Genomic DNA, 15958 nt, shown 5'->3' with positions numbered 1-15958 from the left:
CGGCTTCAGGCCCAGGGGCGCTCGCGCATCAGTTCGGCGCAGCGCAACTGGACGAACTCGCGCAGCTGGGTCACCGCCCGGCTGAGCTGCGCGCGGTGGGTGCAGAACAGGTTCATCGGCGTGGCTTCGCCCAGGTAATCCGCCAGCGCCACCTCCAGCCGGCCGGCACGCACATCGGCCGCCACGTCCAGCCAGGACTTGTAGACCAGCCCCTGCCCCGCCACGGCCCAGCGCCGCACCACGTCGGCGTCGTCACAGAGACGATCGCCGCGCACCGTCACCTCGTGTTGCTTGCGGCTGTCGCTGAAACGCCAGCGCTCGTGGGCTCGGCCGCCCAGCATGTACAGCAGGCAGTTGTGCTTTTGCAGCTCGTCCGGGTGCTGCGGCTTGCCGTGGCGAGCGAAGTACTCGGGCGCGGCGCAGAGCACCCGACGGTTGTCCGGCGCCAGCGGAAGCGCGACAAGGTTCGAGTCCCCCGGCAACCCCAGGCGGAAAGCCACGTCCACCGGTTGCCGGTAGAGATCGGCCTGACGGTCACTGATCAGCAGGCGCAGGTTCATGCGCGGGTGCAGTGCCTGGAATTCGTCCAGCCAGGGCAACAGCACGTTGCGGCCGAAATCCGAGGGCGCCGATACCTGGAAGTTGCCGGCGATCTCGCTCTTGCCGCCCGCCAGCAACTGACGACCGTCATCCAGGCTTTGCAACGCAGCGCGGGCGTGGGCCAGGTACAGCTCACCCTCGCCGGTCAGGCGCAGGCTGCGGGTCGAGCGGGCGAACAGGCGCACGTCCAGCTCGCTTTCCAGGCGTTTGAGCGCGGCGCTGGCCACGGCTGGCGACAGCTCCAGCTCTCGGGCGGCAGCAGAGAGACTGCCGCGCTCAGCGGTGCGGACGAATATCTGCAGGTCGTCGAAGCGCAGCATTTTCAAAAATCCTTTGAAAGAGACTCTCTACTTACGCGGTTTTTCTTCCCGACGAAAGAGAGCAGCATGCCCTCACCTTCCCCGCCCAACTGGAGATACCCGGATGAGCCTGACCCTGATCGCCATCATTCGCGCCAAGCCCGGCCGCGCCGACAGTCTGCAGGAGCGCCTGCACGGCATGCTCGCGCCGTCCCGCGCCGAGGCCGGCTGCCTGCAGTACGACCTGCACCGCGATATCAAGGACGCCGAGCTGATCTACATGATCGAGCAGTGGCGCGACGAGGATGCCCTGGCCGAGCACGAGGCCAGCCCACACTTCCAGGCCTTCGTGAAGGCCGCCGAACCTGACCTGGCGGAACTCGATATCCGCCTGATGAACCGCATCGACTGACCGTTCAAAGCGAATAGGAATTCCCATGAAAGCCATCGGTTACACCCAGAGCCTGCCCAGCAGCGACGCCAACTCGCTGCTCGACATCCAGCTGCCCGAACCCACGCCCGGCCCGCGCGACCTGCTGGTGGAGGTGCGCGCCGTCTCCGTCAACCCGGTGGACACCAAGGTGCGCCAGCGCGCACAGCCCGCCGACGGCCAGTACAAGGTGCTCGGCTGGGACGCCAGCGGCGTGGTCCGCGCCGTGGGCAGCGAGGTCAGCCTGTTCAAACCGGGCGACAAGGTCTGGTATGCCGGCGACCTGACCCGCCCCGGCAGCAATGCCGAGCTGCAACTGGTCGACGAGCGCATCGTCGGCGCCATGCCGCAGAGCCTGGACTTCGCCCACGCCGCCGCCCTGCCACTGACCACCATCACCGCCTGGGAACTGCTGTTCGACCGCCTGCAGGTGGCCGAGGGCAGCGCCAGCAAAGGCCAGAGCCTGTTGATCGTCGGCGCGGCCGGCGGCGTCGGTTCGATCCTTACCCAGTTGGCGCGCCAGCTCACCGGCATGACCGTGATCGGCACCGCCTCGCGCCCGGAAACCCAGGAATGGGTGCGCAACCTCGGCGCGCACCACGTGATCGACCACCGCAAGCCGCTGAGCGAAGAACTCAAGCGCATCGGCATCGGCGAAGTCACCCACGTGGCCAGCCTGAACCAGACCGAGCAGCACCTGCCCGAAATCGTCGCCAGCCTGCGCCCGCAGGGCCGCCTGGCGCTGATCGACGACCCGGAGAACCTCGACGTGCGGCTGCTCAAGCAGAAGAGCCTGTCGCTGCACTGGGAGTTCATGTACACCCGCTCGATGTTCCAGACCGACGACATGATCGAACAGCACAAGTTGCTGCAGCGAGTGGCCGGGCTGATCGACAGCGGCGTGCTGAAAACCACCCTGGGCGAGCACTTCGGCAAGATCGACGCCGCCAACCTGCGCCGGGCCCACGCACTGCTGGAGAGCAACACGGCCAAGGGCAAGATCGTACTGGAGGGGTTCTGACCTCAGGCCCCGAGGGGCGTGGACGCAGGGCGGATAACCCGTTCGGGGTTTTCCGCCCTGCGGTCTGCTCCTTGTCGCCGGATACGGAGGTTCGCGAGCAAGAACTAGGCGTCCCCTTCGATCCTACAAAGAGCGCACTGGTGCTTCCGGTTACCTGTAGGAGCGAGCTTGCTCGCGAACCCGGCCGACTCAGTCGTCGGCCTTGGCACCCGCGAGCAACCGGCAAAGCTTCCCGGTGGCATCGAGCATCGCGAAGCTCGGCTTCTCCAGGTTGCGATCCGGCACTACCCAGAGCTGCTTGAGCCGCGTAGCGCTGAGTTGCCGCATGCCGGTCCAACTGCTCAGTTGCTCGTCGCTGGCCGCCAGGATCACTTGCGGATCACGGGCCAGTACGGCCTCCTGCCCCACCTGTGGCGCCGGCAGGTCAAGATCGGCGAACAGGTTGCGGCCACCGCAGACTTCCAGCGCCTCGCTGATGATCTGTCGACCGCCGACGGTGTAGAGCGGGCGGTCCCACACCTGGTAGAACACCCTGAGTGGCTGCTCGCGCCGGTATTGCGCACGCAACTGCGCCATTTGCACATCGAAGGCTTGCGCCAACGCGCGGCCCTTCTCCGCTTGCCCCAGGCGCTCGCCCAATTCGCGGAATTGCCGGGAGATATCGTCCAGACGGTGCGGATCGGCTACGTAGAGCGGAATACCCACGGCCTTCAGGCGCCGCAACTGCGCATCAGGCACCGCGCCAGGCCAGACCAGCAACAGGTCGGGCTGCAAGGCGAGAATCTGTTCGAGATTGACCTGACCGTAACGTCCGACGGACGGCAGGCCTTTCAGGGGCTCGGGACGTGGCCCGCCGTCGAGCAGGCCGGCCAGCCGGTCGGCGGCGCCCAGTTCGAGGACCATGTCGGTGAGCGAGGGCGCCAGGCTGATCACCCGCTCTGCCGCCGCCACCGGCAAACCGGCGATCAGCAGGAGCAGGCACAGGAAGCGGCGCATCAGGCCAGTTGGCGCGGCAGGCGATACAGCCAGAGGATGACCAGGCTGGCGAAGCCCAGCAGCAGGACCGGCACACCATGCAGGTCGACCAGCACCGCCAGGGCGCCGATCCAGGCCGGGATACTGCCCACCAGCGCACCACGGCGCTGCGCGGCACCCAGTGCCTGCCAGGCCGCAGGCTCGTCCGCGCCAGCGCGAGCCTTACCGGTAGCGATCAGTGCGTGCTTGTAGCGACGGAACAACGGCAGGGTGAGGAACATCGACACCAGGCCGACGACGAACACCGGCGTGGCCAGCTTGTCCGAGAACGGCGCATCGCCCACCAGCGCCAGCATCAGGTGCTGCGGTGCCAGTGCGAGCGCCAGCAGCAGCCACCAGATCAGATTCAGCCGGCGCCGGGCAGCGGCGCGATTCACGACGCGGAGACCTCGGCCTCGGCTTCGCCCTGATGCATATTGCCCAGCATATGGCCCAGCTTGCCTGCCTTGGTCTGCAGGTAGCGCTTGTTGTGCGGGTTCAGGCCCTTGTGCAGCGGCACCCGCTCGGCGACGGTCAGGCCATAGCCTTCCAGCGCCTTGACCTTGCGCGGATTGTTGGTCATCAGCTTCAGCGAGCAGACGCCCAGGTGCTTGAGCATCGGCAGGCACATGGCGTAGTCGCGCTGGTCGGCGCCGAAGCCCAGGGCCAGGTTGGCCTCCACGGTATCGGCGCCCTCATCCTGCAGAGCATAAGCGCGGATCTTGTTGATCAGGCCGATGCCACGGCCTTCCTGACGCAGGTACAGCAGCACGCCGCGGCCTTCCTTGGCGATGGCCGACAGTGCGCCCTCGAGCTGGAAACCGCAGTCGCAGCGCAGGCTGAACAGCGCATCGCCGGTGAGGCATTCGGAATGCAGACGCCCCAGCACCGGCTGGCCGTCATCGAGCTTGCCCATGGTCAGGGCGACGTGTTCCTTGCCGGTTTCCTCGTCGAGGAAGCCATGCATGGTGAATTCGCCGAAGGGGGTGGGCAGCTTGGAGGCGGCGACGAAAACGACAGACACCGGAAACTCCTGAAAGATTTATCTAAGGAAGGAGGACCGGCATTGTAGCAGCAGCGCCAGCCGCACCGTCATTGCGAATTCTGCAAGATAAGCATCGATGCGGTTGATAGAAGCCCTGCCGTCAGTGCTTGGCCTGGATGTACATCATGCCCTGTTCCTCCCGCCAGCCGACGCGGTTGAGGAAGCTCATACCCAGGAGAATCTCGGTGGGGTAATCGCCTTCGACCACCGCCGCCTCGACGCCCAGCAACTCGATACCGCCCAGCTTCACGCTGTTGAGCATCACCCGCCAGCTCCTGACGGTGCCGCTGGCCGTGGAGACCATCATCGGCGTACCGCTGGCGCGGTAATCGATCCCCAGGCGCCGGGCCTCGCCTTCGTTCATGGCGATAGAGGTGGCGCCGGTATCCACCAGGAACTGCGCGTTCTGGTTGTTGATGGTGCCCGCCACCCAATAGTGGCCGCCGGTGCCGCGGGCGATACTCATCTCGGTGCGGGCGGAGGGCGCGGCATAGCCGCCGCTGTTGTACTCGCGGCTCAGCTCATAGGTCTGCTCGACCCCGCCGATACGCAGTACCGCCTTGTGGCTGTCGGCGCTGACCACCTGTACGCCTTCCGGGCCGCTCTGGCCGACTTTCACCAGCTTGCGCTGGCCGTCGATATTGAGCACCGCAGCACCGGGGAACAGACCGACCACCTGCACCTGCGGGGCTGCCACGGCAGCGATGGAACACAGGGACAGGCAGATCAGGGCGGACAGGCGCATTCGATCACTCCTTGGGCGGCAGCAGTGGTTTCAGCGGGGCGTAGGGCCAGTGCCAGCGAGCAAAGATGCGCTCCAGCTCGCCGCTGCGGTAAAGCGCCTGCATGCGCGAATCGTAGAGCTTCGCCAGCGCCCGCCCGCGGTCGTTGTTGGCGAAGCCAAGATACAGCGGAATCGAGCCGACATCGGTGATGTGGTAGACGCTGGCGTCGACACCCTTGGCCTCGATCATCTCTTCCAGCTCGGGGCGGGCATCGATGAAGTAGTCGATGCGGTGGCCATCGAGCATCGGCAGCGCCGAGCTGCGCCGCTGCAATTCATTGCGCTGCTTCAGGTGATCGAGATAGCGGTCGAAGGCGTAGCCGCGCATCCAGGCCAGGCGGTAGCTATCCAGCGTGGCGAGCGTCGGTTGGGGAGAAGTGTTCAGGCCCAGCGCACCGATGGGGTCGACGTCATAAGGCCAGTGCGGATAGATGATGTTGTCGATTTCGTGGCGGTAGGAACCTACCCAGGCATCCGCCTCGGCGCGCTGCACCAGCCCGACCGAGCGGACGTAGGGCTCGCTGCGCAGTTTCAGGCGTACGCCTTCTGGCTCGTAGATGGCCCGCAACAGGTCCCAGGCCAGGCCACGACCGTCAGCCTGGGTGTAGTTGACCCAGACCTCGCTGACCACCTGGATTTCCCCGGGAACACCCGCAAGCGTCCGGGCGGGCTTGTCAGCAGCCGCGGCCGCGGGCACGGCCATCGCCGGCAGCCAGCACAGGCACAGGAGCAGGCACAGCAGTCGGCGCATCGAACGTCCTCAGATCAGCCAGTGGGCCCAACCCCATGTCAGGCCTTGCATCACCAGCCAGGCGAAAACGCCGGCCAGCACATCGTCCAGCATGATGCCGACACCGCCATGGACGTTGCGGTCGATCCAGCTGATCGGCCAGGGCTTGGCGATGTCGATGATGCGGAACACCGCGAAGCCGACCAGCAGCCACCACCAGCCTTCCGGCACCAGCCAGAGGGTGATCCACATGCCGACCATCTCGTCCCAGACGATGCCTTCGTGATCGTGCACGCGCAGGTCGTCGGCGACCTTGCCGCACAGCCAGAAGCCGAACAGCATGGTGACGCCCAGCATCAGCCAGTAACCCCAGTCCGGCAGCATCTGCCAGAGTGGTATGAAGGGTAGCGCAACCAGCGAACCCCAGGTGCCCGGCGCCTTCGGCAGGGTGCCCGAGCCGAAGCCGAAGGCCAGGAAATGCCAGGGATTGCGCCATACCGAATGGGGCACGGGTTGGGCCGGGGCCTGGTTGGGGTGTTCTGTCACGGTCACTCCATGAAATGCAGGTAGCCGCCCTGACGCGGCGTGATATCGGCACCGTTGCCGTCGAGCACGCACACGCCCGAACCGGCTTCCACCCTACCGACCACGCACAGCAGCGGCCAGTTCGCCGAAAGCGCCGACAGGTGCTCAGGCGGCAGCGTGAAGGCCAGGACATAGTCGTCGCCAGCGCCCAGTTTGAGCTGCAATGCCCGCTCGGCGCCCAGCAGGGCTTCCAGCGCGGGGCTGGGCGGCAGCTTTTCAGCCTCGACGACCAGCGCTACGCCCGAAGCACGGGCGATATGCCCGCAGTCGGCCAGCAGCCCATCGGAAATATCCAGCGCCGCCGACGCCTTGCCACGCAACGCCTGGCCGAAGTCCAGCTGCGGTTGCGGCGACCAGTAGCGCGCCAGCAGCGGCTCGGCGACGGACGGCTCGGCGGTCATCTCGCCGAGCACCAGCGGCAATGCTCCGCCCGCCTCGCCCAGCGGGCCGCCGACACAGAGCAGGTCACCGGGACGCGCACCGGAGCGGGTCAGCGCCTGCCCGGCGGGCACGCCGCCGAACACGGTGACGGTCATCGCCAGCGGCCCGCGGGTGGTATCGCCGCCGATCAGTGCCAGCGAGCACTCCTGCGCCTTCTGGTTCAAACCACGGGCAAAGCCCTCCAGCCAGGCCGGATCGGCCTCGGGCAGGGTCAGGGCGAGGGTGAAGCCGATGGGCGAAGCGCCCATGGCCGCCAGGTCGCTGGCAGACACCGCCAGGGCACGCTGGCCGAGCAGGAAGGGATCGCAGACGGTGGGAAAATGCACACCGACCACGAGCGTGTCGGTGGAAATCGCCAGCTGTTCGCCGGCCCGGGGCGCCAGGAGCGCGCAGTCGTCGCCGATCCCCAGAGCCACTGCCTCGCCGCCGGCCGCACAGGCGGCCGAGGCGAAGTAGCGACGGATCAGCTCGAACTCACCCATGCTCAGAACCTGTTCAGGATCTGTAGCGAGAGGCCGTCAGCGGAGCGAAGAGCAGCGCAGGAACCGGAGTTTATGAGCCATAGATGAGGCTTCCGAGCAGCGCATGAGCTCCGATCACGGTCTCGCAGTAGGATCATGGGCAGGCTCTCAGCGCTTGGCGCCCCGAAGTTCGGCGGCGCGCAGGCGCGGAGCGAGCTTGTCCAGCACGCCGTTGACGAACTTGTGTCCGTCCGTGGCGCCGAAGGTCTTGGCCAGCTCGATGCCTTCGTTGATGACGACCTTGTACGGCACGTCCAGGCGATTGCGCAGCTCGTAGGTGGCCAGGCGCAGGATGGCCAGCTCCACCGGGTCGATCTCTTCCAGCGCACGGTCCAGGCAGGGCGTGAATTCCTCGTCCAGATCGGTCTTCAGGCGCGGCACGCCGTGCAGGATCTCGTGGAAGTAGGCGCCGTCGACATCGCTGAAATCGTTGTCGGTACGGAAGGTCGCCTCGATCTCGTTGAGCGGCTGGCCTGCCATCTGCCAGGAATACAGGGCCTGCACCGCGAGGCTGCGGGCCTTGCGACGCATGGCGATCTTGTTCGGCTTGGCGGGCTTGGCCGGGGTGTTGCCGTCCTGGGTGCTCACTTGGCCTCCAGCTGCGACAGCAGGCTCACCATTTCCAGGGCGGACAGGGCTGCCTCGGCGCCTTTGTTGCCGGCCTTGGTGCCGGAGCGCTCGATGGCTTGTTCGATGGAGTCGACAGTCAGGACGCCGAAGGCGACCGGCACGCCGAACTGCAGGGAAACCTGCGCCAGGCCCTTGGTGCACTCACCGGCAACGTATTCAAAGTGCGGGGTACCGCCACGGATCACCGCACCGAGGGCGATGATGGCGTCGAACTCGCCGCGCTGGGCGACTTTCTGCGTCACCAGCGGGATTTCGAAGGCGCCCGGAGCACGGATCACGGTGATGTCGCTCTGGGCAACGCCGTGGCGCACCAGCGCGTCAATGGCGCCTTCCACCAGGCTTTCCACCACGAAGCTGTTGAAGCGGCCAACCACCAGGGCGAAGCGGCCTTTGGGGGCGATGAAGGTACCTTCGATGGTCTTCAGGGTCATGGACAAGTCTCACTGTTAAAGAGCCGGAGCGTCAGCGTGACGCTCCGCAAATAGGGTAGAAGAACGGCACCGCCGTGCCAGGGCACGGCGGCGAGGTTCATTCGGGTAGTCCTGAGCGCGTCGCGAGCGCAGGTCCGGCAAGGCGGAAGTCGCCGAAAAAGCGCAGTTTACTGAAGTAAATGAGCATTTTGAGGCGGCTTCCAACGCGGCCTGACCAAGCGCAGCAGCGATCAGGGCTGCCCGTCAGCGGGCAGATATTCTACTACTTCCAGGTCGAAGCCGGATATCGCATTGAAGCGCATCGGTGCCGACATCAGGCGCATCTTGCGCACGCCCAGGTCGCGCAGGATCTGCGAACCGGCACCCACGGTGCTGTAGGTGGTGGTCGGCTTCTGCGCGGGCGCCGGGGTATTGGTGATCTCGCGGACGTGCGCCAGCAGGTCATCGCCGCCAACCTGGTGGCCCAGCAGCAGGACCACGCCGGTGCCGGCCTCGGCTACCTTGGCCATGGCCGCACGCAGGCTCCAGCGACCCGCCTGGTTGACCATCAGCAGGTCGCGCAGCGGGTCGGGGTTGTGCACGCGTACCAGGGTCGGCTCTTCCGCGCAGACCTTGCCCAGGGTCAGCGCCAGGTGCACGTCGCCTTCCACGGAGTCGCGGTAGGTGATCAGGTTGAACTGGCCCAGCTCGGTATCCAGCGGCTGCTCGGCGAGGCGCTCGACGGTGCGCTCGTGGATCAGGCGGTAGTGGATCAGGTCGGCGATGGTGCCGATCTTGATGCCGTGCTGCTGGGCGAACTCTTCCAGTTCCGGGCGACGGGCCATGGTGCCGTCGTCGTTCATGATCTCGCAGATCACCCCGGACGGCTCGAAGCCGGCCATGCGCGCCAGGTCGCAGGCGGCTTCGGTGTGGCCGGCGCGAGCCAGCACGCCACCGGGCTGGGACATCAGCGGGAAGATGTGGCCGGGGCTGACGATGTCGGCAGCGACGGCGTTCTTCGCCGCGGCAGCCTGCACGGTGCGGGCGCGGTCGGCGGCGGAGATGCCGGTGGTGACGCCTTCGGCGGCCTCGATGGAGACGGTGAACTTGGTGCCGAAGCCGGAACCGTTGCGCTGCACCATCAGCGGGAGCCCCAAGCGCTCGCAGCGCTCGCGGGTCATCGGCATGCAGATCAGGCCGCGGGCAAAGCGGGCCATGAAGTTGATGTCTTCGGTGCGGACACACTCGGAGGCGATGATCAGGTCGCCCTCGTTCTCGCGGTCCTCGTCATCCATGAGGATGACCATCTTGCCCTGACGCATGTCGTCGAGCAGTTCTTCAATGCTGTTGAGTGCCATACGGGGACGAGCCTTTTCAGTGTTTCAGGAAGCCGTTGTCGGCCAGGAATGCTTCGGTGATGCCGCCGGCGCCGGCGCTGGGTTCAGCCGCCTTGTCGCCGAGCAGCAGGCGCTCCAGGTAGCGCGCCAGCAGGTCCACTTCGAGGTTGACCAGGCGGCCACCGCGGTAGTCGGCCATGATCGTCTCCTGCACGGTGTGCGGGACGATGGTCAGTTCGAACTCGGCGCCGTTGACCGCGTTCACCGTCAGGCTGGTGCCGTCCACGGTGATCGAGCCCTTGAGCGCGATGTACTTGGCCAGCTCGCGCGGTGCGCGCACGGTGAACTGGATGGCGCGGGCGTTTTCCTCGCGCTTGACGATCTCGCCGACGCCGTCGACGTGGCCGCTGACCAGGTGGCCGCCCAGGCGGGTGGTCGGGGTCAGGGCCTTTTCCAGGTTCACCCGGCTGCCGATCTTGAGCTGCGCGAACGCGGTGCGCGCCAGGGTCTCGCGGCTGACGTCGGCCCAGAAGCCGTCGCCGGGCAGCTCGACCGCAGTCAGGCAGATGCCGTTGACGGCGATGCTGTCGCCCAGCTTGACGTCGCCGAGGTCGAGCTTGCCGGTCTTCACGTACAGGCGCACGTCACCGCCTTTCGGGGTGATGGATGCGATGGTTCCGATGGATTCGATTATGCCGGTGAACATGTTGCCTCCCACACGGAGAAGGCAGCCGGCCGACAGGCCCGCGAAGCCAACAGGGAAAGGTATTGCATGAGGCGAACTCCTGTTTTTCGTTAGAAAACAGGGCGTATCGGATCGAAGGGACTTCTCGGACGCGCGCAGGCACGCCCCGATGGCTATCCCGTTCTCTCTTCATCCGGACTATGACCGTCGGCCCCGGAATCACACCGGGTCTGCTGACCCTGGCCATCCGGCGAACCGGTCTGGACAGGCGCTCGCGGGCTAGACGCATTGCGCGTCATTACCGCCGGTGGGGACTTGCACCCCGCCCTGAGAACGTCAATCGCGGTCGTTACAGCGTCGACCGCGTGTGGCGTTTTACCACAGGCCGGCGCAAGTCGGAAGCTTCCTATTGATCACTGCGCGTCCGCCGACTGGCCGGCGAGGGCTACGCCGGCGCGCCATCACAGCGGTCTGGCGGTGACCAGCCAGTCGTCACCCACGGCGCGGATGTCGACGATCTTCAGCTCGCGGGATTCGCTCATGCGCTCCAGCGGCAGCTCCAGCAGCGGCCGCGCGGAGGAACCGAGCAGCTTGGGCGCCATGAAGATGCTGTATTCGTCCACCAGTCCGAGGCGGGCAAAGGCGCCGGCCAGGCGCGGGCCGGCTTCCACCAGCACTTCGTTGACCCCACGGCGGCCGAGTTCGCTCAGCAGTGCCAGCAGGTCGACCTGGCCGTCGAGGCCGGCAAGGTTGAGCAGTTCGTGGCCGACCACCGCGTAGTTCGGGTCGTCCTGGGTGCTCACCACCAGCGCCGGACCGGCCTGGAAGAAAGTAGCGGTCAGCGGCACCCGCAGGCGCCCGTCGATCAGCACGCGCAGCGGCTGGCGCTGCGAGGCCAGCTCGGTCTGCTCGGCGTCCAGGCCCAACTCATCCGGGCGTACGGTCAGACGGGCGTCGTCGGTCAGCACGGTATCGGCGCCGGAGAGCACTACGCTGGCCTGCGCGCGCAGGCGCTGCACGGCGCGGCGCGCGGCCGGGCCGGTGATCCACTGGCTCTCGCCGCTGGCCATGGCGGTGCGGCCGTCCAGGCTCATCGCCAGCTTCACGCGGACGAAGGGCAGGCCGGTCTCCATGCGCTTGAGGAAGCCCTGGTTGAGGGCGCGGGCTTCGTTTTCCAGCACGCCGGAGCGCACCTCGATACCGGCTTCGGCAAGGCGCCGCATGCCGCTGCCCGCGACCTGCGGGTTCGGGTCCTGCATGGCCGCGACCACGCGGGCGAGGCCGGCGCCGATCAAGGCGTCGGCGCAGGGCGGCGTACGACCGAAGTGGCTGCAGGGTTCCAGGGTGACGTAGGCGGTGGCGCCACGGGCCTTGTCGCCGGCCTGGCGCAGGGCGTGGACCTCGGCGTGAGGCTCGCCGGCGCGCACATGCCAGCCTTCGCCGACGATTTCGCCATCGCGGACGATGACGCAGCCGACGCGAGGGTTGGGATGGGTCGTGTACCAGCCCTTGCGGGCCAGCTCGATGGCGCGGGCCATCCAGGCTTCATCCGGGCAGTTCACGGAATCGACGCCGCTCATTCTTTCGCCGGCTCCCGGGCCAGGCGCTCGATTTCCTCGCGGAACTCGTTGAGGTCCTGGAAGCGGCGGTAGACCGAGGCGAAGCGGATGTAGGCGACTTCATCGAGCTTCTGCAGCTCGGCCATCACCAGCTCGCCCAGCACCCGCGACTTGATCTCGCGCTCGCCGGTGGCGCGCAGCTTGTGCTTGATGTGCGCCAGCGCCTCTTCCAGCCGCTCGATGCTCACCGGGCGCTTCTCCAGCGCGCGCTGCATGCCGGCGCGCAGCTTGTCCTCGTCGAAAGGTTGGCGGCTGCCGTCCTGTTTGATCAGGCGCGGCATGACCAGCTCGGCGGTCTCGAAGGTGGTGAAACGCTCGCCGCAGGCCAGGCACTCGCGGCGCCGGCGGACCTGGTCGCCCTCGGCGACCAGGCGCGAATCGATGACTTTGGTGTCGTGAGCGCCGCAGAAAGGACAATGCATGGCGAGTCTTGGGCAGTCTTGTCGGAGGAAGAGGTAAGGGGCCATGGTAGCGCATCGCCTGGCCGAAGAAACCCTGCTCCCCGCAGACAAGCCGCAGGCATTACGCTATATAAGCGCCCGCCTGGAATCTGCCGCGATGGAGCCCGCCATGTACACCCGCCTGCTCTGCTTGTCCCTCACCGCCCTGCTGGCCGCCTGCGCCAGCGAAAAACCCGTGCCCGCCGCTGCGCCGGCGCCCGCACCGAAGAACTCGGCGCCTGCCGCACTGGAACCGGTGCCGGCGCACATGCGTGCCCTCTCCGGCCAGCTCAGCAGCTCCCAGGGCTACCTGCCGGCGGGTAGTGAAGTGGAAGTCGCGCTGCTGGTGATCGACGAGCGCGACCGTCCGCAACAACTGCTTTCCAGCGAGAAGCTCATCGCCAACGGCCAGGCGCTGCCCTTCCGGCTGATCTTCAATCCGCAGTCCTTCCCGGCCAATGCCCGCGTGGAACTGCATGGCCGCGTCTCGCAGTCCGGCCAACTGGCCTGGCGCCTGCCGCCGGTGCGCATCACCCAACCGGAAACCCGCGCTCTGGGCGAACTGCGGCTGGAGCGCGCACCGTGACGCCACCGTTTTCCCTGCAACAGGCCCTGGGCGAACTGCTCGGCGACGCACGCCTGTGCGCAGAACGCCTGCCGGGTACCGACATCGACCTGTGGCTGATCGATGCGAACAACATGGACCGCGAGTTCAGCCCCGACGAGACCCGGCGCATCCTCGAAGAGCCGCCCTACTGGTGCTTCTGCTGGGCCAGCGGCCTGGTGCTGGCACACTGGTTGGCCGACAAACCCGAATGGGTGCGCGGCAAGCGCGTGCTGGACTTCGGCGCGGGCTCGGGCATCGCCGCCATCGCCGCCGCCAAGGCCGGTGCCGCCGAGGTAGTGGCCTGCGACCTCGACCCGCTGGCGCTGGACGCCTGCCGCGCCAACGCCGAGCTCAATGGCGTGGAGCTGACCTACTCGGCGGACTTCTTCCAGGAAGAGGACCGCTTTGATCTGATCATCGTCGCCGACGTGCTCTACGACCGCGCCAACCTGCCGCTGCTGGACGAGTTCCTCAGCCGCGGCCGCGAAGCCCTGGTGGCGGATTCGCGGGTCCGCGACTTCAGCCATCCGCTGTACCAGCGCCTGGGCATACTCGACGGTTGCACCTGGCCGGACCTGGCCGAGCCGGCCGAATTCCGCCATGTAAGCCTGTATCACGCACGCCGCGGGTGACATCGGCACGCTGGGGCCTTCCCGGCCGTATCACCGTCCCATATTGCTCCTGATGGGAATTACGCTGCCCGACCGGGCGGGTTGTTTCCGTCAGGCAGCGCCCCCACTTATAGTGGCAACCACCTTCATCGCCCCACTCGATTCGAGATTTCCCATGAGCGATACGCCCTACATCTTCGACGCCAGCATCGCCAACTTCGATCAGGTCGTCATCGAGAACTCCTTCCACAAGCCGGTGCTGGTCGACTTCTGGGCCGACTGGTGCGCCCCGTGCAAGGCGCTGATGCCGCTGCTGGCGCAGATCACCGAGTCGTACCAGGGCGAGCTGCTGCTGGCCAAGGTCAACTGCGACGTCGAGCAGGACATCGTGATGCGCTTCGGCATCCGCAGCCTGCCCACCGTGGTGCTGTTCAAGGACGGCCAGCCGGTGGACGGCTTCGCCGGTGCGCAGCCGGAATCGGCGATCCGCCAGATGCTGGAGCAGCACGTCCAGCCGCCCGCCCCGGCCGCCGGCAACCCGCTGGAGCTGGCGCAGGCAGCCTTCAACGAAGGTCGTTTCGCCGAGGCCGAAGCGCAGCTCAAAGTCCTGTTGGGCGAAGACAACAGCAACGCTGCGGCGCTGATCCTCTACGCCCGCTGCCTCGCCGAGCGCGGTGAGTTGGGTGAAGCCGAAACCGTGCTCGACGCGGTGAAGAGCGACGACCACAAGCAGGCGCTGGCCGCCGCCAAGGCCCAGCTGACCTTTTTGCGCCAGGCTGCCGACCTGCCCGACGCCGCTACCCTGAAGACCCGCCTGGCCGCTGACGCCAACGACGACGAAGCCACCTACCAGCTGGCCGTGCAGCAACTGGCGCGCCAGCAGTACGAGGCGGCACTGGATGCCCTGCTCAAGCTCTTCGCGCGCAACCGCGGCTACGGCGAGGACCTGCCGCGCAAGACGCTGGTCCAGGTGTTCGACCTGCTGGGCAACGATCACCCGCTGGTGATCGCCTACCGCCGCAAGCTGGCGAATCTGCTGTATTGATGAAAAGGGCGCCGCGAGGCGCCTTTTCTTTCTGTAGTCTCCCGGCTACTCATCTGCCCAGGTGAAGACCTGCACGCCATCGCGCACCTCGATCTTCACCTGCGGGCTGTGCCGCAGGCGCACTAGCAATCCCTTCGCCGCTCCCGTGCTGCCCGCCAGCGCTTCCAGCTCATCCATCAACTCCGGCCCTTCCGTGCTGCCGCTGCGGCGCAACAGGTCCTGCGCGGCCAGCCATAGCTTGTCCGCCGGGCCAGCAGCGGCTGGCTGAGCGGTAGCCGGCGCGGACGGCACAACGGCCGCGACCGGCAGGCTCTGCGCCAGCCGGGTCCAGTCGGCGTCATCCATCTCCACAGTCAGGTCCACCGGCCAGTCGCCGATGGTGCCCTTGATTCTCAGCATCGCCCTTCTCCTCACGCGGTTTCGCGCATGCTCCCACGGCATCGGCGCCACGCCAAACGCACGCTAAGCTGGCCTTAATTTTTCATCTGTTATAACGTAACAAAATCATTCATCAGACCGGAGTCTCCCATGCGCCCCCTGCTCCTCGCTGTCGCCCTGCTGCCCCTCGCGGCCCAAGCCCACGACGAACATGAACACGGCAGCCTCGGCAAGCACGAGCATGGCGTCGCCCAGCTCAACGTTGCCCTCGACGGCAAGACCTTGGAACTGCAGGTGGACAGCCCGGCGATGAACTTCGTCGGCTTCGAGCATGCCGCCACCAGCGACGCCGACAAGGCCACGGTCGCCACCGTGCAGGCCCAGCTCAAGCAACCGCTGCAACTGCTTGCCCTGCCCGCCTCGGCCAAGTGCAGCGTGCAGTCGGTGGAGCTTTCCAGCCCGCTGTTCGGCGATGCGCCCAAGGCAGAAGAGCATGACCATGACGACGGCGACCATGACGAACACGAAGGCCACCACCACGCCGATATCGACGCCCACTACCAGCTGACCTGCGCCCAACCGCAGGACCTGGCCACTCTCGACTTCGCGCCGCTGTTCAAGCGCTTCCCGGCGACCCAGAAGATTCAGGTACAACTGATCGGCCCGAGCGGCCAGCAAGGTGCAGAATTGACCGCCGCCAACCCGACCCTGAACTTCTGATCACGA

The 15958-nt window shown here is 66.7% G+C and carries 21 protein-coding genes and 1 riboswitch; of the genes, 6 read left to right on the top strand and 15 right to left on the bottom strand.

The genetic code is table 11. The annotated features are described in order from the left end of the window. Positions 1-5 precede the first annotated feature (5 nt). On the bottom strand, positions 6-920 hold the full coding sequence (locus LDJ84_RS03700) for a LysR family transcriptional regulator (RefSeq protein WP_226045914.1): 915 nt from the start codon (positions 918-920) through the stop codon (positions 6-8). Positions 921-1023: 103 nt separating this feature from the next. Here LDJ84_RS03700 and LDJ84_RS03695 point away from each other — a divergent pair, with 103 nt between their 5' ends. Both LDJ84_RS03695 and LDJ84_RS03690 read left to right on the top strand, forming a co-directional pair. Continuing rightward, positions 1024-1311 carry a putative quinol monooxygenase gene (locus LDJ84_RS03695; protein WP_024764000.1) on the top strand — a complete coding sequence of 96 codons (288 nt, stop codon included), beginning with the start codon at positions 1024-1026 and terminating at the stop codon, positions 1309-1311. A gap of 25 nt (positions 1312-1336) precedes the next feature. Beyond that, positions 1337-2350, top strand: coding sequence for a zinc-binding alcohol dehydrogenase family protein (locus LDJ84_RS03690; RefSeq protein WP_037013100.1), 1014 nt, complete (start codon positions 1337-1339; stop codon positions 2348-2350). A gap of 189 nt (positions 2351-2539) precedes the next feature. Here the strand turns inward: LDJ84_RS03690 and LDJ84_RS03685 are convergent, their stop codons facing one another. From LDJ84_RS03685 to nrdR, 13 genes are all read right to left on the bottom strand, one after another. After that, positions 2540-3346 carry a cobalamin-binding protein gene (locus LDJ84_RS03685; protein ID WP_065084346.1) on the bottom strand — a complete coding sequence of 269 codons (807 nt, stop codon included), beginning with the start codon at positions 3344-3346 and terminating at the stop codon, positions 2540-2542. Further along, entirely contained in the window at positions 3346-3762 is a 417-nt protein-coding gene (locus LDJ84_RS03680) for an MFS transporter (RefSeq protein WP_226045913.1), read from the bottom strand. The genes LDJ84_RS03685 and LDJ84_RS03680 overlap by 1 nt, the downstream gene beginning before the upstream one ends. After that, a complete protein-coding gene (ribA, locus tag LDJ84_RS03675; RefSeq protein WP_024764004.1) occupies positions 3759-4388 on the bottom strand; it encodes a GTP cyclohydrolase II in 630 nt (209 codons plus the stop codon). The genes LDJ84_RS03680 and ribA overlap by 4 nt, the downstream gene beginning before the upstream one ends. A 121-nt stretch (positions 4389-4509) precedes the next feature. Then, positions 4510-5154, bottom strand: a complete 645-nt coding sequence (locus LDJ84_RS03670) for a TIGR02281 family clan AA aspartic protease (RefSeq protein WP_024764005.1) — start codon at positions 5152-5154, stop codon at positions 4510-4512. Between the two features lie 4 nt (positions 5155-5158). Continuing rightward, positions 5159-5944, bottom strand: a complete 786-nt coding sequence (locus LDJ84_RS03665; RefSeq protein WP_226045912.1) for a substrate-binding periplasmic protein — start codon at positions 5942-5944, stop codon at positions 5159-5161. Positions 5945-5953: 9 nt separating this feature from the next. Then, positions 5954-6469, bottom strand: coding sequence for a phosphatidylglycerophosphatase A (locus LDJ84_RS03660; RefSeq protein ID WP_024764007.1), 516 nt, complete (start codon positions 6467-6469; stop codon positions 5954-5956). 2 nt (positions 6470-6471) lie between these two features. Further along, the gene (gene thiL / locus LDJ84_RS03655; RefSeq protein ID WP_193452646.1) at positions 6472-7431 is read right to left on the bottom strand and encodes a thiamine-phosphate kinase; all 960 of its coding nucleotides are present in this window, start codon (positions 7429-7431) and stop codon (positions 6472-6474) included. A gap of 147 nt (positions 7432-7578) precedes the next feature. Beyond that, complete coding sequence (nusB, locus tag LDJ84_RS03650; RefSeq protein WP_024764009.1) at positions 7579-8058, bottom strand: transcription antitermination factor NusB; 480 nt, start codon at positions 8056-8058, stop codon at positions 7579-7581. Continuing rightward, on the bottom strand, positions 8055-8531 hold the full coding sequence (gene ribE / locus LDJ84_RS03645; RefSeq protein WP_065084350.1) for a 6,7-dimethyl-8-ribityllumazine synthase: 477 nt from the start codon (positions 8529-8531) through the stop codon (positions 8055-8057). Before ribE ends, nusB begins: the two co-directional genes overlap by 4 nt. Before the next feature lie 230 nt (positions 8532-8761). Then, a complete protein-coding gene (ribBA, locus tag LDJ84_RS03640; RefSeq protein WP_065084351.1) occupies positions 8762-9868 on the bottom strand; it encodes a bifunctional 3,4-dihydroxy-2-butanone-4-phosphate synthase/GTP cyclohydrolase II in 1107 nt (368 codons plus the stop codon). A gap of 16 nt (positions 9869-9884) precedes the next feature. Next, the gene (locus LDJ84_RS03635; RefSeq protein WP_024764011.1) at positions 9885-10553 is read right to left on the bottom strand and encodes a riboflavin synthase; all 669 of its coding nucleotides are present in this window, start codon (positions 10551-10553) and stop codon (positions 9885-9887) included. 155 nt (positions 10554-10708) lie between these two features. Then, positions 10709-10871: riboswitch (FMN riboswitch) on the bottom strand. A gap of 122 nt (positions 10872-10993) precedes the next feature. Next, positions 10994-12112, bottom strand: coding sequence for a bifunctional diaminohydroxyphosphoribosylaminopyrimidine deaminase/5-amino-6-(5-phosphoribosylamino)uracil reductase RibD (gene ribD / locus LDJ84_RS03630; RefSeq protein WP_226045911.1), 1119 nt, complete (start codon positions 12110-12112; stop codon positions 10994-10996). Further along, positions 12109-12573: a transcriptional regulator NrdR gene (gene nrdR, locus LDJ84_RS03625; RefSeq protein WP_024764012.1), complete on the bottom strand. Its 465-nt coding sequence runs from the start codon at positions 12571-12573 to the stop codon at positions 12109-12111. The genes ribD and nrdR overlap by 4 nt, the downstream gene beginning before the upstream one ends. Before the next feature lie 136 nt (positions 12574-12709). Between nrdR and LDJ84_RS03620 the strand changes: the two genes are divergently transcribed. The 3 genes from LDJ84_RS03620 to trxA all read left to right on the top strand — a co-directional run bounded on the left by LDJ84_RS03620 (position 12710) and on the right by trxA (position 14854). Then, positions 12710-13177: a YbaY family lipoprotein gene (locus tag LDJ84_RS03620; RefSeq protein ID WP_024764013.1), complete on the top strand. Its 468-nt coding sequence runs from the start codon at positions 12710-12712 to the stop codon at positions 13175-13177. Continuing rightward, positions 13174-13830 (top strand): class I SAM-dependent methyltransferase, encoded by a 657-nt coding sequence (locus LDJ84_RS03615; protein ID WP_170859985.1) that lies wholly within the window; start codon positions 13174-13176, stop codon positions 13828-13830. Before LDJ84_RS03620 ends, LDJ84_RS03615 begins: the two co-directional genes overlap by 4 nt. 154 nt (positions 13831-13984) lie before the next feature. Beyond that, positions 13985-14854 (top strand): thioredoxin, encoded by an 870-nt coding sequence (gene trxA / locus LDJ84_RS03610; protein WP_024764015.1) that lies wholly within the window; start codon positions 13985-13987, stop codon positions 14852-14854. Between the two features lie 45 nt (positions 14855-14899). Here the strand turns inward: trxA and LDJ84_RS03605 are convergent, their stop codons facing one another. Further along, positions 14900-15253 carry a hypothetical protein gene (locus tag LDJ84_RS03605; protein WP_226045910.1) on the bottom strand — a complete coding sequence of 118 codons (354 nt, stop codon included), beginning with the start codon at positions 15251-15253 and terminating at the stop codon, positions 14900-14902. Between the two features lie 129 nt (positions 15254-15382). On the opposite strand from LDJ84_RS03605, the gene LDJ84_RS03600 reads away from it, so the two are divergent. Beyond that, on the top strand, positions 15383-15952 hold the full coding sequence (locus LDJ84_RS03600; protein ID WP_024764017.1) for a DUF2796 domain-containing protein: 570 nt from the start codon (positions 15383-15385) through the stop codon (positions 15950-15952). The last annotated feature ends 6 nt before the right edge of the window (positions 15953-15958 follow it).

The sequence above is a fragment of the Pseudomonas sp. HS-18 genome, assembly GCF_020401845.1.
GTDB lineage: Bacteria > Pseudomonadota > Gammaproteobacteria > Pseudomonadales > Pseudomonadaceae > Pseudomonas > Pseudomonas nitroreducens.
This window is presented reverse-complemented; position numbering and strand designations above follow the sequence as displayed.

Bases quoted from the DNA above. Each gene is read 5' to 3' on its own strand.
- LDJ84_RS03700 (WP_226045914.1), bottom strand. From the start codon at position 920: ATGCTGCGCTTCGACGACCTGCAGATATTCGTCCGCACCGCTGAGCGC.
- LDJ84_RS03695 (WP_024764000.1), top strand. From the start codon at position 1,024: ATGAGCCTGACCCTGATCGCCATCATTCGCGCCAAGCCCGGCCGCGCC.
- LDJ84_RS03690 (WP_037013100.1), top strand. From the start codon at position 1,337: ATGAAAGCCATCGGTTACACCCAGAGCCTGCCCAGCAGCGACGCCAAC.
- LDJ84_RS03685 (WP_065084346.1), bottom strand. From the start codon at position 3,346: ATGCGCCGCTTCCTGTGCCTGCTCCTGCTGATCGCCGGTTTGCCGGTG.
- LDJ84_RS03670 (WP_024764005.1), bottom strand. From the start codon at position 5,154: ATGCGCCTGTCCGCCCTGATCTGCCTGTCCCTGTGTTCCATCGCTGCC.
- LDJ84_RS03665 (WP_226045912.1), bottom strand. From the start codon at position 5,944: ATGCGCCGACTGCTGTGCCTGCTCCTGTGCCTGTGCTGGCTGCCGGCG.
- thiL (WP_193452646.1), bottom strand. From the start codon at position 7,431: ATGGGTGAGTTCGAGCTGATCCGTCGCTACTTCGCCTCGGCCGCCTGT.
- ribE (WP_065084350.1), bottom strand. From the start codon at position 8,531: ATGACCCTGAAGACCATCGAAGGTACCTTCATCGCCCCCAAAGGCCGC.
- ribBA (WP_065084351.1), bottom strand. From the start codon at position 9,868: ATGGCACTCAACAGCATTGAAGAACTGCTCGACGACATGCGTCAGGGC.
- LDJ84_RS03635 (WP_024764011.1), bottom strand. From the start codon at position 10,553: ATGTTCACCGGCATAATCGAATCCATCGGAACCATCGCATCCATCACC.
- ribD (WP_226045911.1), bottom strand. From the start codon at position 12,112: ATGAGCGGCGTCGATTCCGTGAACTGCCCGGATGAAGCCTGGATGGCC.
- nrdR (WP_024764012.1), bottom strand. From the start codon at position 12,573: ATGCATTGTCCTTTCTGCGGCGCTCACGACACCAAAGTCATCGATTCG.
- LDJ84_RS03620 (WP_024764013.1), top strand. From the start codon at position 12,710: ATGGAGCCCGCCATGTACACCCGCCTGCTCTGCTTGTCCCTCACCGCC.
- trxA (WP_024764015.1), top strand. From the start codon at position 13,985: ATGAGCGATACGCCCTACATCTTCGACGCCAGCATCGCCAACTTCGAT.
- LDJ84_RS03605 (WP_226045910.1), bottom strand. From the start codon at position 15,253: ATGCTGAGAATCAAGGGCACCATCGGCGACTGGCCGGTGGACCTGACT.
- LDJ84_RS03600 (WP_024764017.1), top strand. From the start codon at position 15,383: ATGCGCCCCCTGCTCCTCGCTGTCGCCCTGCTGCCCCTCGCGGCCCAA.